The organism is Herbaspirillum hiltneri N3 (genome assembly GCF_001267925.1).
Lineage (GTDB): Bacteria > Pseudomonadota > Gammaproteobacteria > Burkholderiales > Burkholderiaceae_D > Herbaspirillum > Herbaspirillum hiltneri.
On the sequence record NZ_CP011409.1, the window covers coordinates 3,305,795 to 3,321,183 of the forward strand.

Sequence of the window (15,389 nt, forward strand, 5' to 3'; positions counted from 1 at the left end):
AAAAAGGAAGTAACGCCATGTCCGAACAAGCTTTGCAAGCGCTCATCGAAGCTACCCGCGCCACGCTGGAAAAGATCGCCGCCGACTACGCGCCGGCCGTGTTCGCTTCCAGCATGGCCGCGGAGGACATGGTGCTGACCGACCTCATCCTGCGCGGCAAGCTGCAGGAAAAAATCGGCATCTTCACGCTGGAAACCGGCCGCCTGCACAAAGAGACGCTGGGCATGCTCGACCGCATCAGGGAGACCTACGGCTACGACGTTACGCCGTATCGTCCGGAACCTGCGGCGGTTGAACAATACGTTGCGCAGAACGGTCTCAATGCCTTCTACGACAGCGTCGAGATGCGCAAGGAATGCTGCCGCATCCGCAAGATCGAGCCGCTCAACCGCGCGCTCGCCGGCAACAAATCCTGGATCACCGGCCAACGCCGTGCGCAGTCGGTCACCCGCGCCGCGCTCGACGTGCAGGAAGACGATCCGGCGCACGGCATGGCCAAGTTCAACCCGCTGGCCGACTGGTCGGAAGAAGACGTCTGGCAATACATCCGCGACAACCAGGTGCCGTACAACCCGCTGCACGATCAGGGCTATCCCTCGATCGGCTGCGAGCCCTGTACCCGCGCCATCGACCCGGGCGAAGACGTCCGCGCCGGCCGCTGGTGGTGGGAAAACCCCGACTCCAAGGAGTGCGGCCTGCATGTGGTGGACGGCAAGCTGATCCGCATCAAATCGCAGACCGCGCCGGCCTGATTTTTTCACGACAAACGACATGCCGATGCGCGGCCATTGCCGCCATCGCCGTACCCTATATCCGATATCCGATATCCGATTTGCATCCGACTTGAACCGAAGGTCATTGTATGAACACAGCAGTTGAACAACTCTTCCTGGACAACGCCAGCAGCCGTCATCTCGACTGGCTGGAATCCGAAGCCATCCACATCATGCGCGAAGTCGCAGCCGAGTGCAGCAACCCTGCCCTGCTGTTTTCCGGCGGCAAGGACTCCGTGGTGCTGCTGCGCATCGCCGAGAAGGCGTTCCGTCCGGGCAAGTTCCCGTTCCCGCTGGTGCATATCGATACCGGCCACAACTTCCCGGAAGTCATTTCCTTCCGCGACCAGCGCGCCGCCGAACTCGGCGAAAAGCTGGTGGTGCGTTCGGTGGAAGACTCGATCAAGCGCGGCACCGTGCGCCTGCGCAATCCGCTGACCGATTCGCGCAATGCGGCGCAAGCCGTGACGCTGCTGGAAACGATCGCCGAATTCAAGTTCGACGCCTGTATCGGCGGCGCCCGTCGCGACGAAGAAAAGGCGCGCGCCAAGGAACGCATCTTTTCCTTCCGCGACGAGTTCGGCCAATGGAATCCGAAGGCGCAACGTCCCGAGCTCTGGGACCTGTACAACACCCGCGTGCATCCCGGCGAAAACATGCGCGTGTTCCCGATCTCGAACTGGACCGAACTCGACGTCTGGCAATACATCGCCCGCGAAAAACTGGCGCTGCCGCCGATCTATTTTGCGCACGAGCGCCAAGTGATTCCGCGCAACGGCCTGCTGGTGCCGCTGACCGACCTCACCCCGGCGCGGGAAGGAGAAACCGTCGAGAGCCGCGTGGTGCGCTTCCGCACCGTGGGCGACATTTCATGCACCTGCCCCGTGGCCTCCGATGCCGCTTCCGTCGAAGCCATCATCGCCGAAACCGCCGTCACCCAGATCACCGAACGCGGCGCGACGCGCATGGACGACCAGACCTCCGAAGCGTCGATGGAAAAACGTAAAAAAGAAGGATATTTCTGATGAATGCCGCTGTTGCCGAAAAAAACCTGAACACGAATTCCGACGCCAACGCGCACGAACGCGGCCTGCTGCGCTTCATTACCGCCGGCTCGGTCGATGACGGCAAGAGCACGCTGATCGGCCGCCTGCTGTTCGACAGCAAGGGCATCTTCGCCGACCAGCTCGACGCCATGTCGCGCGCCAAGCACAAGCGCACCGTGGGCGACACCATCGATTTGTCCTTGCTCACCGACGGCCTCGAAGCCGAGCGCGAGCAAGGCATCACCATCGACGTGGCGTATCGCTATTTCGCCACGCCCAAGCGCAAGTTCATCATCGCCGATACGCCGGGCCACGAGCAGTACACGCGCAACATGGTGACCGGCGCGTCGACGGCGGACGCCGTGATCATCCTGATCGACGTGTCCAAGGTCAAACTTGGTGACGACGGCAGCGTCGAGCTCCTTACCCAGACCAAGCGCCATTCGACCATCGCCCACCTGCTGCAAATCCAGCACGTCGTCGTTGCAGTCAACAAGATGGATCTGGTCGATTATGACCAGACCGTGTACGACCGCATCGTCGGCGCGTATCGTGAATTCGCTGCGCAACTGGGGCTCAAGGACGTGCGTCCGATCCCGCTGTCGGCGTTGGCAGGCGACAACGTCGTGACCGCCAGCGACAAGCTGTCGTGGTACAAGGGCCCGACGCTGATCGCGCTGCTGGAGTCGCTGTCGGTGTACGAAGACGCGCACGCAGAGCCATTCCGCTTTCCGGTGCAACTGGTGGCGCGCCACAACGGCCACGAAGCCAATGACTTCCGCGGCTACATGGGCCGCATCGAAGCCGGCAAGGTGAGCAAGGGCGACAAGCTGCTGGTGCAGCCGAGCGGCCAGACTGCGACCGTCAAGGACATCCTGACGCTGGACGGTTCGCTGGCCTCGGCCTCGGCCGGCCAGTCGGTGACGATCTTGCTGGACGAATATCTGGACATTTCGCGCGGCGACATGCTGGCCTCCGCAGAGCAGGCGCCGACGCAGCTCAAGACCGTCAGCGCCGACCTGTGCTGGCTGTCCGAAGATGCGCTCGATCCGCGCCGCAAATACTGGCTCAAGCACACCACCAAGCAAGTGGCGGCGCGCGTGGCGAAGATCGACACCTTGCTCGACATCAACACGCAGCAACGCCATCCGGCCGAGTCGCTCAAGCTCAACGACATCGCCCGCGTGTCGATCAATGTCCAGCAAGCCATCGCCGCCGACAGCTACGATGCGATCCGCGCTACCGGTGCCTTCATCCTGATCGATGAAGTCACGCACCAGACCGTTGCCGCTGGCATGATCCGCCTGGATGCCTGATAATCGCTGCTGTGCCGTTTCACCCGCCTCAACGGGTTGAAACGCGCGGCAGCCGGCAACAGCCGGGCTGCGATCCATTTCATTTCTTCGTATGAGCCCAGCCAATTCGCCAACGCCCGCCGCTTCCGCCACGCCGACAGGCAAGGTCTACCTGATCGGCGCCGGTCCCGGCGCGGCCGACCTGATTACCGTGCGCGGTGCGCGCCTGCTGGCGCAAGCCGACGTCGTCCTGCACGACGCGCTGGTCACTGAAGAAATGCTGGGGCTGTGCCCGCAGGCCGTCAAGATTTCGGTCGGCAAACGCAGTGGCCAACGCTCCACCGCCCAGCAAGTCATCAATGAACGCCTGATCGAATGCGCGCACCAATATCGTCTGGTGGTGCGCCTCAAAGGCGGCGACCCGATGCTGTTCGGCCGCGCCGACGAAGAATTGCGCGCGCTCGACAGCCACGGCATTTCCTACGAAATCGTCCCCGGCATCACTGCCGCGCTGGCGGCGGCATCGTCGGCGCAGCGGCCACTGACCAAGCGCGGCGTCGCGCGCAGCGTCTCGCTGTTTACCTCCAGCACTGCCCCTGACGAGCCCAGCGAATTCATCATGCCCAACGGCGACACGCTGGTGCAGTACATGGGCGGCCGCGAAGCCACTGTGACGGCGCAGCGCTTGTTGTCGCTCGGCTATGCCCGCACAACACCGGTGGTCGTGGTGGAAAATTGCAGCCGCGACAACGAACGCATCCTCGATCTCGAACTCGGCACGCTGGAACAGGGCCTGACCCAGTGCAGCGGCCCGGTGCTGGTGATGATCGGCGAGGCGCTGGCGGGCCGCGGCTGATTGCCTCCTCGCGCATTTTTCGCTGATTCTTCTCTGATTTTTCCGGGCACACTTCATGCACCTGTTACACGACCCCAGCGCCCCGGCCGCGGCGGCGATCACGTTCGACGACTTCCTCAAGGTGGATATCCGCATCGGCACGATCCTCTCCGCGGAAGCCTTCCCGGAAGCCCGCAAACCTGCCTACAAACTGAAAATCGACTTCGGTCCGACCATCGGCGTAAAGCAGAGCAGCGCGCAGATCACGGCGCTCTACCGGCTCGATGAACTGATGGGGAAACAAGTGGCGGCAGTGGTCAACTTCCCGCCGCGCCAGATCGGCAAATTCATGTCGGAAGTATTGACGCTGGGATTCCCCGATGCGCAGGGAGAGGTGGTGCTGTTCGCGCCGGATCGGGCTACGCCGAACGGCGGGCGCTTGTTTTGAAGTGCGCTATCTGCCCGAGCTGCTGACGCAGTAATGCGCCAGCGCCTGCAGCACGCCGTCGTCTTCCCCGGCTGCCGCTGCGACCTGAAACGCCACGCCGGGATGATCCCGGCGCAACTGTTCGATCAATACCGGCAAATCGCGCCGGACATGTCCGCCCTGTCCCAGAAATACCGGCACGATCGTGACCTGCTGCGCGCCGTCGGCGATCTGCTGCGCCGCTAGTTGCGGCAAGTCCGGCGTCATCAGCTCCAGGAACGCCAGTTCCACCGCCACGTCCGGCAAGCCTGCCTGCGTCAGTGCGCGCAAGCGCCTGAACGGTTCGGCCCAGTTGGGGTCGCGCGCGCCGTGCGCAAACAGGATCAGCGATTTTTTCGTCATGATCAGCGCCGTTCGACCCAGCGCAGGGCGACGATCGCCATCAGCATGAACAGCGTACTCGGCAGCGCTGCAGTGACCGGCGCCGGCCAGGTGTTGAGCAGGCCCAGGTGAGAAAACAAATTGTTGATCAGCTGGAAGCTCACGCCGATCATGATGCCGGTAAAGATTTTCAGGCTGACGCCGCCGGCACGGAAATGCAGGTAGGCGAACGGCAGCGCCAACCCCATCATCACGAAGATCGACAAGGGATAAACGATCTTTTTCCAGAACGCGATTTCATAGCGCTCGGTGCGCTGGTTGTTGGCTTGCAGATGCTTGGTGTAGGCGCGCAAATCGTAGGCCGACATGCGATCCGGATCGGCGAACAGCACCGACAGGATTTCCGGCGTGACTTCGGAGACGAAATTGACGGTCTTGATCTTTTCGGTGGCAATCGGTGCGGTGATCGCGCTGACCTTCTCGTCAATGATGAACGTGGTCTTTTGTACGTCTGCCAGTTGCCACGTGTGGTTGCCTTGGTAGCTGCCGCTCGCCGCGACGATCAGATCGGACAGACGGAAATCCTTGTCCAGCTCATAGATCTTCACGCCCTCCAGACGGCCGTCGGTCTGGATGCGCTGGATGTTGAGGAAACGCGTGCCGATGACGTCGCCCACCAGGCCGTCGCTCTTGATCACGTCCTTGGCCCACAGGCCGGAACGGAACTGCTGCGACAGCGACGCGCCCTGCGCCTGCAATTTGATCTTCTCGCCCAGCTCGGTGGCCTTGGGCGCCACCAGTTCGCCGAACAGGATGGTGACAATGGCAAAGCCGAGCCCGATCTTGGCCAGTGCCTTGGCGGTCATGCGAGTCGACATGCTGGACACGCGCATGATGGTGAATTCGGAACTTGCGGCAAACTGCGCCAGTGCATAAATGGTGCCGATCAGCACCGCGATCGGCATCAGTTCATACACGTTGCCGGGCAAACCCATGATCACGTAGAGCACGGCGTTCTGCAATTGATAGCCGTTGCGGCCGACCGCCTCCAGCTGGCCCATCATTTCAAAAAATGCGAACAGCGCAAGAAAGGCCGCCAGCGCGAACGCAACCGAACGGACGATCTCGGTAGTAATGTAACGTTGCAGGACTCTCATCAGGCTTGCCGTTTCAAGAAAAGCGCACGCCGCAGGCGAGACCAGATGACTGCGGGGTGATAGCGGCTGTTGACCTTCAGCCGCAGGAAGAACAGGCCGATCACCAGTAGGGCCACCACCAGATGCACCGGCCACCAGGCCAGCAGGAATGAGGTGCGATTCTGGATCACGGATGATTGCATCACGCTGACGGTATTGCTGTACACGACGAACAGCAGCAGCGCGACCAGCAGTCCCATCGAGCGGCCCACGCGCGGATTGACGAAGGACAGCGGAATCGCCAGCAGCATCAGGGTCGACGCCATCAGCGGCAAGGCCATGCGCCACAGCAGCTCACCGCGTGTGAACTGGGTGTCCTGCGCCAGCAACTCCCAGGTTTGCAGCGCGCGCGCCGACTTGTCGCCGGCAGCGGCTTGCGACTGGCCACCGACCAGCAAGCCGTAGCGTTCGAATTCGACCATCTGGAAATCAGGCTGAGTCGGCATGCCGTCATAGCGGCGGCCCTTGCTCATGACGACGAATTTCTCACCGTCCTTGTCGACGTCCATTTCGCCTTCCTTGGCGACCACGATGCTGTTCTTGCCATCGCGGAAAGTATTGACGAAGACATTCTTGACCTTGTTGGCGTCGCCGGAAATACCTTCGACGAAGAAGATGCGGTTGGCGGTGGCGGATTCCTGGAACTTGCCGGGCGATACGCGCGCGATGTCTTCGCGTTTTTCAAAGCGTTCGCGGAATTGCGCGCTTTGCTGGTTGGCCCAAGGCGTGGCGATGAAGCTCAGCACCGCGGTCAGCAGGATGATCGGCCAGCCGAAGTTCAACACCGGCCTGATCCAGCGCGTCAGACTCAGGCCCGAGGCGAACCACACCACCATTTCGGAATCCTGGTAGCTGCGCGTGACCACCAGCAGCACGGAAATGAAGCCGGTCAGGATCAGGATCACCGGCATGTAGTTCAGCGCCTGGAAGCCGATCAGCGCGAGCACATCCTGCGAGCTCACCTGCCCGCCGGCCGCCTGACCGAGGATCTTGATCAGCATCACGGTCAGGGTGATCGTAAATAGCGTTGTGAACACTGCGCCTGCGGTGCTCATCAATTCGCGTCGAAGAGCGCGCTCAAAAATCATTCGGGGCTTATAAACAGAGGTAAAATCGCAGAGGTAAATTGAAGCAAACAGAAACTAGCAAACTAAGGACAAGCGATGGACTTTAGCATAAAAACATTGGACGCAAAAACCTCTGTCACCGCCGCAAAAACCGGCGTGCTGGTCGTGGGCGTCTTTGAAAACCGCAAACTGACGCAAGCTGCGCAAGCCCTGGACAAATCGGGCGCGATCAGCGACGCACTGAAATCCGGCGACATCACCGGCAAACCCGGTTCCACCCTGCTGCTGCGCGGCGTGGCCGGAGTCGCCGCCGAACGCGTGCTGCTGATCGGCCTCGGCGCCGATGAAGAGATCATCGACAAGAGTTTCTCCTCCGCAACACAAGGCGCCGTGCGCGCGCTGGCGACCGTGGGCGCCGCCGATGCGCTGGTGGCGCTGCCGCTGGACAAAATCAAGGGCCGCGATGCGGCCTGGGCCATCCGCGCGCTGGTACTGGCTGCACGCGACAACAATTACCGCTCTGACGTCCTGAAGAGCAAAAAAGATCCCGCGCCGACCGGCGTGAAGAAGATCGCCGTAGCGGTCTCCACCGCCGCCACTGCTACCGCCAAGACCGGCCTGGCCGAAGCGGTTGCACTCGCCAACGGCATGGAACTGAGCAAGGACCTGGCCAACCTGCCGGGCAACATCTGCACGCCGACCTATCTCGCCAACAGCGCCAAGAAACTGGCCAAGGAATACAAGCTCGGCGTCGAAGTCCTGGACCGCAAACAACTCGAAGCGCTCAAGATGGGCAGCTTCCTGTCGGTCACCAACGGCAGCGACGAGCCCCCGAAATTCATCGTCCTCAAGCATCTCGGCGGCAAATCCAAGGATGCGCCCATTGTTCTGGTCGGCAAGGGCATCACCTTCGACACCGGCGGCATCTCGCTCAAGCCGGGCGCCGGCATGGATGAAATGAAATACGACATGTGCGGCGCCGCCTCGGTGCTGGGCACTTTCCGCGCCATCGCCGAGCTGCAATTGAAGCTCAACGTCATCGGCGTCATCCCGACTTGCGAAAACATGCCGTCGGGCCGCGCCACCAAGCCGGGCGATATCGTCACCTCGATGTCGGGCCAGACCATCGAAGTGCTCAACACCGATGCCGAAGGCCGCCTGATCCTGTGCGACGCGCTGACGTATGTCGAGCGCTTCAAGCCCGCCGCCGTCGTCGATATCGCGACGCTGACCGGCGCTTGCGTGGTGGCGCTGGGCCATCACAACACCGGCCTGTTCACGCGTGAAGACGACGCCCACGACCAGCTCGCCGCCGATCTGCTGGCAGCCGGCAAGACCAGCGGCGACACTGCATGGCGCATGCCGGTGCAGGACGTCTATCAGGAACAGCTCAAATCGAACTTCGCCGACATCGCCAACATCGGCGGCCAGCCGGCCGGCAGCGTGACCGCGGCGTGCTTCCTCGAGCGCTTCACCAAGAAATACACCTGGGCGCATCTGGACATCGCCGGCACTGCATGGCGCGGCGGCGCGACCAAGGGCGCCAGCGGCCGTCCTGTTCCCCTGCTGACGACCTTCCTGCTGAATGAAGCGAAGAAGTCGCAAAAAGCGCGCGCGTAGTTTTTCACGCTCTGCGATGAAGCCGAAGCCGTCATCCCCCCAGGGTGGCGGCTTTTTTATTGGCGCATCATGAACGGTCGCTTATCGCGGCCGCGTCCCCTGGATGACGGCACGGCGCCGGCGCAGCCAGGCTTGCAACAACGTCGCCAGCACCAGCGTGGGCAAGGCCGCCAACAGCATGTTCAGCTGATCGCCATGGGTCCGGAAATCGACCGGGCGGGCCAGCTGGTACAGACAATTGACGAAATCACCGACGACGCCGAGCAGCGCCGCGCCGGCGACGTCTGCAATCGTCGCGGCGATGAAGAACAACAGGTGCGCCATGATTGCCAGCAGCGCTATCACGACGCAGTCGGACCAGGACAACGCCGCTGCCCTGCCGTCACCGCTCACGGCCCGTCCCATCCCGCGCAGGGAGGCCCACAGCACCGTCAGCGCAAGATACGACGGCCCCCACAGGATGCCTGTCGCGGCCAGGGTCTGCCACATGCTGCCGCGGTCCTTCAGCATAAGGTGATCGAGCGCCAGGATGAACACGGTCAGCCCGGCGCCCATCGTCCACCAGCGGCGCCGGCGATGCTGCCAATACAACATCGCGGGCAGCACGGCGAACAGCAGCGCCATCAGTGAAAACTGCACGAGGCTTGCCGCCTGGGCGTGCGCCGCAGATAAATCCGGCAACGAGAGAAAACCGCCGGGTATCCGGCACAGCGATGTCTTGAACGGTGGCATAGGTCGGAAGATCAGTCTTGTTTGTCGTCCAGCTCCGGCCACAGCCTGGCCCAGTCGTTGGGAAACAGGTCTTTGCGGGTAATCAATCCCTGTGACGCGCGTTCCAGGCAGACCGCAATCAGCGGCGAGCACGGACGATTGCCATAACCGATCTGGCGCAGGTAGTCGAACGAGGTCTCGCAGTACGCCGCAAGCGCGGCGCGCCTGTCCATCGGAACGGAATTGAGATAGTCGATCAATGTCATAACGACAATTTAGCATCTGCTACATACAAGTCAAGCAAAAGCTAATTTACCAAATGCTAAATTTGCGTTCAAATGCGGGCATGAACATGCATGAACATCGACGGAAACGCTTGCTTGCGTTGATCGCAGATCGCTACGACGGCGACCGCCAACAGGTTTGCGACGCCACGGGCATGAGCGAATCGCGCCTGGCGCAATTGCTCTCGTCGAGTTACCGGCACGGCCAGGGCTTCGGCGAGAAGGCCGCCCGCGCGCTGGAAGAGCGCCTGCGCCTCGGCCCGCTCTATTTCGACCAGTTCGCAGTAGGCGAGATGGCGACACCCTATGACGTACTCCGAACGCCGAAAACGGACGCAGACGACGCCGTCACCGTCCGCCAGGTCCTGCTCGAGCTGACCGCCGGCTCGGCACAGACGTCCCTGCATGAGATCGCGCCGACGCTATGCTCGTGGAAATTCCCGAAAAGCTGGTTCAGCACGCACGGCCTGCATGCCGACAAATTGTTCGCCGTCGCGGTGACCGGCGCCGGCATGGCGCCCCGACTGCATGAGGGCGACGTGGTGGTGGTCAACGCCGGCGACACCGCACTGCAGGACGGCGCGGTGTATCTGATCAACTACCGTGGCGAAGCCATCATCAAACGCCTCGCGCTGGACCTCGGGCGCTGGTTCATGACCTCCGACAACAACGCCGGCAAACACTATCCCCGTCTCGAATTCGACCACCCCGACTGCGTCCTGCTGGGGCGCGTCATCGTGCTGGCAAGCGAACGGATCTGATTTCTCCTGCGGCGCGCGGCATGTGCCGCAGGCTCCAGCCCCAGAACAGCAAGCCGAGCACGCTGACGCCGGAACCCAATACACAGACGCCGCCCCATCCCCACGCAGCGAACGCCGAAGTCGACAACACCGCGCCGGCGCCGCTGCCGACCGCATAAAAAATCATGTAGCAAGCCACCAGCCGGCTATGCGCCGTCGCGTTCGCGCGGAAGATCATGCTCTGGTTGGTGACGTGGATCGCCTGCGCCGCCAGGTCCAGCAACAGCACTCCCGCCGCCAGCGACCACAGGCGCCACGACAGCAGCGACAACGGCAGCCAGGCCGCGGCCAGCAACACCAGCGCCACGCCGCTGGTCCACTGCCCGCGCCCGCGGTCAGCCCAGCTGCCGGCCTTGGCAGCGCCCAGCGTGCCGACCACGCCGATCAGGCCGAAGGCACCGATCGCCGCATGCGACAACGAATACGGCGGCGCACGCAGAGGCAGCACCAGCGCGCTCCAGAAAATGTTCAGCACGGCGAACATCAGCATCGCAATCACGCCACGAATTTGCAGCACGCGGTCATGCAACATCAGCGTCGCCATCGACGCCAGCAGTTGTCCGTACGACAAACGCACATGGCCGGCTGCCGCGGCTGTCGCGGCTTCGGCAGGACGCCGCGGCAGCCGGCCATGCAACAGCGCCAACATCAGCAGCGCCAGCACGGCCGACACGGCGTACACCATTCGCCAGCCGGCGATGTCGGCGATCAGTCCGGCCAGGGTACGCGCCAGCAACAGGCCGATCACCACGCCCGCCTGGGCCGTGCCGACCACGCGACCGCGTTCGTGCGGCGCCGCCAGCGCCGCTGCATAGGAAATCAGCCCCTGCGTCATGGCCGTGCCGAGCATGCCCACCGCCAGCATGCCGAGCAACAGCCAGGCAGGCGAGGACGCCAGCCCGACCCCGACCAGCGCGACGAACAACAGCAGCAACTGCGCCAGCGTCAGGCGACGCCGGTCCAGCAAATCCCCCAGCGGCACCACCAGCACCAGCGCCAGCGCAGAACCGACCTGGGTTGCGGTGACCACCACACCGACCGCCGCCTGGCTGAAGCCGAACTCCGCCGCCAGCGCGTCCAGCAAGGGTTGAGCGTAGTAGACGTTGGCGACGCTGACACCGCACGCTATCGCGAACAACAGCACCATGGCGCGCGGCATCACGGCCGACACGCGCTCCGCACACATTTCTTCCAACCCGCAGGCCCCTGCCCCGCCCTCGCCTTGCCTCATCGCCCCGCTCCTTTTCATCCTGAACATGTGGTTTCAAATTAAAACCAGTTGAAGTGTAGGCGAGCGAGTTTTAAAATGCAACCATCAGACATGCACGAGGAAGCGGCAATAACGATGGCCAAGCGGAAAAGTCTCATGAGCGATCCCTGCCCGGTAGCGCGGTCCATTGACGTGGTCGGCGACCGCTGGGCGTTGCTGATCATTCGCGACGCCTTCGACGGCATGCGGCGCTTCGGCGAGTTCCAGAAGAGCCTGGGCGTGGCCAAGAACATCCTGTCGGCGCGGCTGCGCGACCTGGTCGACGCCGGCATCCTCGACGTCGCCCCGGCCTCCGACGGCAGCGCCTATCAGGAATACATCCTCACCGCCAAGGGCAAGGAATTGTTCACGGTGGTGCTGGGCCTGCGTCAGTGGGGCGAAGGCCATCTGTTCAAAAAGGGCGAATCCATCGCGCCGATGGTCGACCGCGACAGCGGCAAGCCGATCCCGAAAATTGCCTTGCACACCTGCGAAGGCAAACCGCTCAAGCCGGAGAACGCCTTCGTCAAAAGAAAAGCCCGGGCTTGATGCCGGGACCACTATTCGTGCAAGATGCCACTTTAACGATGCCGGCGGGCTTGCCGCTGCCTCCTGTTTCACCCGTATTCAGCCCACATACCACTCATCGAAAGCCAACATGAACAAACCCCTGCTGTGCGCCCTGCTCCTGTCGTTCGCCGGCCACGCCGCGGCCCAGCAAACAGCCGAAGCCGATTTCCCCGACCACCTGCGCGGCGACATCGGTCCTGGCGTATTCCGCCTCGAGCGCAACATCCTCGGAAAGAGCGACGTCACCCAAGTGCTGCCATACGCTTATTTCGACTACGGCCGCTTCTTCGCACGCCTGGATACCTTCGGCGTCAAGACCGTGAAGTTGGGCGCCGGCTATCTGGAACTGGCGGCGCGCGTCAACTTTGACCAGATGGACGCCGAGCGCGGTCTGAATCGCCGCTCCAACTCCGTGCCGATCGGCATTGGCACCTTGCAGGAAACGCGTTTCGGTGCGTTCTTCCTGAACGCCTTCTACGACGTCAACAAATCGCACGGTACGCTGCTGGAAGCCGTCTACGCAGCGCAGTTCGACCTCGGCCGCGCCAGCTTCTACCCGCAGATCGGCATCGAGCGCCGCAGCGGTTCGTATAATGACTACTTCTACGGCGTCACCGCCGCCGAATCGAGCGCCAGCGGTTTCCGGGAATACCATGCCGGCGCCTCGACCACCCCGATGCTGGGCCTGACCATCGAAATGCCGGTGGCCGAGAACTGGGTCGCCAACGTCACCTTCCGCCGCAAATGGCTGGGCAACGGCATCGCCAACAGCCCGATCGTCAACCACAGCACCGAGAACATGGGGCTAGTGGCGATCAACTATCACTTCAAATAACCGGCGCGGGAAGACTCCGCCTGGCGTTGACGCCGGCGTCAAGCGGATAGCGGACATCAAAACCGATGGGTCACGCCCATGTTGATCCCCACCTGCACACCGTTTTCCGCGTGGGTTCTCGCGGAGTGAGACACGGCGACCGGCTGGCTGTTCTTGACGACGGCGTACGCGCCGACGAGATAGAGCGACGTGCGCGCGGACATGGCATATCGGATGCGTCCCGCATACATGGTCGGATTGCCGTTGTTGCCGCGGGGATCGTTGCGCAGGTCCACGTGATAAATCGCCGCGCTCACGGTTGTCGCCTGCGATAGCGGATAGCTGGCGCCGATCCAGACAAAGTCGCTGCGCAAGTCCTTGCTCGCCGTGGCGGCATGCTTGGCATGCCGTCGATAGCCCGCGAAGAATTTGACGAGCGGTTGTGCGTAAGAGCCCGACACCTGGATATTCGAAGCGCGGTCATAGCCCGGAAAGATGCGATTACTGTTCTCCCGGTCAAACGTCAGCACGCCCGTCACGCTGCTGCCCAGGTACTGCAGTCCCGCCGAATAGCGGGCATCGCTGGTGTGGCTGCCTGCGGCCTCGCCCAGACCGTAGCTGCCGCCAATGCGATAAGAGCCGAAGCTGCCTTCGTATTTCACCAGGTTGGAGATGCGACCCAGGGTTCCGTCCCTGCGATCGCCGCGCATGTGCGTGCTCGCCCCAGACCACGAATAGTTGTTGCCCATGATGGGATCGTTGACGGAAAAATCGCCGGTCGTGCTTTCGCTTCGTCCCGCCAATACCTTGCCATACGCTCCCGACAAGCCGACATTCGCCTGCCGGTTGAAGAAACTGTGCGGATCCGACCGTTCGCCGGTATCGGCCTGGAAACCGCTTTCCAGTTGAAAAAAACTCTGCATTCCCCCACCCAGATCTTCGCTCCCCTTGAAACCGATATTGGACGTGCTCGTGCCACCCGAATGCATCCGCAGCAAACCTCCGCCGCTGCGTCCGGCATTGTTGAGATACTCCATGCCGATGTCGATAACGCCGTATAGGGTGACGGCGCCTGGAGAAGCGCCCTGCGCGGAAGACGCGCCGGCAAGAAGGAAAACGCTCAGCATGAGCGCCGGTACGGCAATTTCTTTTGTCATGTAGCACCAGGAGATAGCAAGTGGACGGGGAATTGCATCGGATGCCGGCGGGCCGATTACATCGGCCGGCGCGACGAGATGGATGCTATTCAGACAACATGTCAGACTTGTTACATTTTTGTGCGATGACAACACTTCGCCGGCGCAGACGCAGATTGACCGTATTTATCAAAATTCACGAAACGCACTCCAGAATATTTACGCCGCCGGAGCAAAAGCATTTCATTGACGGACTTGGAGAGCACGCCATTTGAGCAAGCACGGCAAGAACGGCCCTCACGGGATTTTGTGAAATGGGTTCAAACGAGTTCCTGTAATATTCGACTTCTTATTTCTCCGCATGCTGCCGGACTTGCCGGAAGCGCCAAGCAAAAAGGCCACTGCTCCAATGAAAAAAATCGCCACCTGGAACGTCAACTCCCTGAAAGTCCGCCTGCCCCAGGTATTGCAATGGCTGGGCGACAATCCGGTCGACGTGCTGTGCCTGCAGGAAACCAAGCTCACCGACGACAAGTTCCCGCAGGCCGAAATCAACGCCGCCGGTTACGAAGTGGTGTTCAGCGGACAGAAGACCTACAACGGGGTGGCTATCCTGTCGCGCCATCCGATCACCGACGTGGTCAAGAACAATCCGCTGTTCGAAGATGAACAGCAACGCATCATTGCGGCGACCATCGAAGGCGTGCGTTACGTCTGCGCCTATATTCCCAACGGCCAGGCGCCGGATTCGGAGAAATACCAGTACAAGCTGAAATGGCTGGCCGCGCTGCACGAGTGGCTGGCGCAAGAACAATTGCTGCATCCCCGGCTGGCCCTGCTGGGCGACTACAACATCGCGCCGGAAGATCGCGACGTCCACGACCCGGCTGCCTGGGTCGGCCAGAACCTGGTGTCGGAACCGGAGCGCGCGGCGTTCTTCCATCTCGAAAAGATGGGCTTCACCGATGCCTTCCGCAAGTTCGAGCAACCAGAAAAGCTCTACAGCTGGTGGGACTATCGCCAGATGGGGTTCCGATTGAACAAGGGCCTGCGCATCGACCATATCCTGCTGACCGCGCCGCTGGCGGCGCAGTGCACGGCGTGCGTGATCGACAAGGTACCGCGCAAGTGGGAACAGCCTTCGGACCATGCGCCGGTGGTGGCCACGCTCGACTGAACTTGCGC

At 62.1% G+C, this 15,389-nt stretch carries 17 protein-coding genes; 10 read left to right on the forward strand and 7 right to left on the reverse strand.

The window, feature by feature from the left end; genetic code table 11:
- The first annotated feature begins 17 nt into the window (after positions 1 to 17).
- The 5 genes from F506_RS15080 to F506_RS15100 all read left to right on the forward strand — a co-directional run bounded on the left by F506_RS15080 (position 18) and on the right by F506_RS15100 (position 4,397).
- Entirely contained in the window at positions 18 to 752 is a 735-nt protein-coding gene (locus F506_RS15080; protein ID WP_053198725.1) for a phosphoadenylyl-sulfate reductase, read from the forward strand.
- 110 nt (positions 753 to 862) lie between these two features.
- Positions 863 to 1,798 carry a sulfate adenylyltransferase subunit CysD gene (cysD, locus tag F506_RS15085; RefSeq protein WP_053198726.1) on the forward strand — a complete coding sequence of 312 codons (936 nt, stop codon included), beginning with the start codon at positions 863 to 865 and terminating at the stop codon, positions 1,796 to 1,798.
- Positions 1,798 to 3,135, forward strand: a complete 1,338-nt coding sequence (locus F506_RS15090; RefSeq protein WP_053198728.1) for a sulfate adenylyltransferase subunit 1 — start codon at positions 1,798 to 1,800, stop codon at positions 3,133 to 3,135. Before cysD ends, F506_RS15090 begins: the two co-directional genes overlap by 1 nt.
- Positions 3,136 to 3,226: 91 nt before the next feature.
- Positions 3,227 to 3,970: a uroporphyrinogen-III C-methyltransferase gene (gene cobA / locus F506_RS15095; protein WP_053198731.1), complete on the forward strand. Its 744-nt coding sequence runs from the start codon at positions 3,227 to 3,229 to the stop codon at positions 3,968 to 3,970.
- 55 nt (positions 3,971 to 4,025) lie between these two features.
- Entirely contained in the window at positions 4,026 to 4,397 is a 372-nt protein-coding gene (locus F506_RS15100; protein WP_053198733.1) for a tRNA-binding protein, read from the forward strand.
- A gap of 6 nt (positions 4,398 to 4,403) precedes the next feature.
- On the opposite strand, the gene F506_RS15105 is transcribed toward F506_RS15100, so the two are convergent.
- The 3 genes from F506_RS15105 to lptF are packed head-to-tail and all read right to left on the reverse strand — an operon-like array spanning position 4,404 to position 7,041.
- A complete protein-coding gene (locus F506_RS15105; protein WP_053198735.1) occupies positions 4,404 to 4,778 on the reverse strand; it encodes a sirohydrochlorin chelatase in 375 nt (124 codons plus the stop codon).
- A 2-nt stretch (positions 4,779 to 4,780) separates the two neighbouring features.
- Positions 4,781 to 5,914 (reverse strand): LPS export ABC transporter permease LptG, encoded by a 1,134-nt coding sequence (gene lptG, locus F506_RS15110; RefSeq protein ID WP_053198737.1) that lies wholly within the window; start codon positions 5,912 to 5,914, stop codon positions 4,781 to 4,783.
- Positions 5,914 to 7,041 carry an LPS export ABC transporter permease LptF gene (gene lptF, locus F506_RS15115; RefSeq protein ID WP_053198738.1) on the reverse strand — a complete coding sequence of 376 codons (1,128 nt, stop codon included), beginning with the start codon at positions 7,039 to 7,041 and terminating at the stop codon, positions 5,914 to 5,916. The genes lptG and lptF overlap by 1 nt, the downstream gene beginning before the upstream one ends.
- 75 nt (positions 7,042 to 7,116) lie before the next feature.
- Here lptF and F506_RS15120 point away from each other — a divergent pair, with 75 nt between their 5' ends.
- On the forward strand, positions 7,117 to 8,640 hold the full coding sequence (locus F506_RS15120; protein WP_053198740.1) for a leucyl aminopeptidase: 1,524 nt from the start codon (positions 7,117 to 7,119) through the stop codon (positions 8,638 to 8,640).
- A gap of 81 nt (positions 8,641 to 8,721) precedes the next feature.
- Here F506_RS15120 and F506_RS15125 read toward each other — a convergent pair whose 3' ends face one another.
- On the reverse strand, positions 8,722 to 9,372 hold the full coding sequence (locus F506_RS15125; RefSeq protein ID WP_144424065.1) for a hypothetical protein: 651 nt from the start codon (positions 9,370 to 9,372) through the stop codon (positions 8,722 to 8,724).
- 11 nt (positions 9,373 to 9,383) lie between these two features.
- Entirely contained in the window at positions 9,384 to 9,617 is a 234-nt protein-coding gene (locus tag F506_RS15130) for a transcriptional regulator (protein WP_053198744.1), read from the reverse strand.
- Positions 9,618 to 9,727: 110 nt separating this feature from the next.
- Here F506_RS15130 and F506_RS15135 point away from each other — a divergent pair, with 110 nt between their 5' ends.
- Positions 9,728 to 10,396, forward strand: coding sequence for a S24 family peptidase (locus F506_RS15135; protein WP_235471163.1), 669 nt, complete (start codon positions 9,728 to 9,730; stop codon positions 10,394 to 10,396).
- On the opposite strand, the gene F506_RS15140 is transcribed toward F506_RS15135, so the two are convergent.
- On the reverse strand, positions 10,368 to 11,666 hold the full coding sequence (locus tag F506_RS15140; protein WP_083457916.1) for an MFS transporter: 1,299 nt from the start codon (positions 11,664 to 11,666) through the stop codon (positions 10,368 to 10,370). The genes F506_RS15135 and F506_RS15140 overlap by 29 nt on opposite strands.
- Before the next feature lie 114 nt (positions 11,667 to 11,780).
- Between F506_RS15140 and F506_RS15145 the strand changes: the two genes are divergently transcribed.
- The gene (locus F506_RS15145; protein ID WP_053198748.1) at positions 11,781 to 12,233 is read left to right on the forward strand and encodes a winged helix-turn-helix transcriptional regulator; all 453 of its coding nucleotides are present in this window, start codon (positions 11,781 to 11,783) and stop codon (positions 12,231 to 12,233) included.
- Positions 12,234 to 12,342: 109 nt separating this feature from the next.
- Positions 12,343 to 13,089 (forward strand): MipA/OmpV family protein, encoded by a 747-nt coding sequence (locus tag F506_RS15150; RefSeq protein WP_053198750.1) that lies wholly within the window; start codon positions 12,343 to 12,345, stop codon positions 13,087 to 13,089.
- Positions 13,090 to 13,145: 56 nt separating this feature from the next.
- Here the strand turns inward: F506_RS15150 and F506_RS15155 are convergent, their stop codons facing one another.
- Complete coding sequence (locus F506_RS15155) at positions 13,146 to 14,225, reverse strand: porin (RefSeq protein ID WP_053198753.1); 1,080 nt, start codon at positions 14,223 to 14,225, stop codon at positions 13,146 to 13,148.
- 388 nt (positions 14,226 to 14,613) lie between these two features.
- Here F506_RS15155 and xth point away from each other — a divergent pair, with 388 nt between their 5' ends.
- Positions 14,614 to 15,381, forward strand: a complete 768-nt coding sequence (gene xth, locus F506_RS15160) for an exodeoxyribonuclease III (protein ID WP_053198755.1) — start codon at positions 14,614 to 14,616, stop codon at positions 15,379 to 15,381.
- The last annotated feature ends 8 nt before the right edge of the window (positions 15,382 to 15,389 follow it).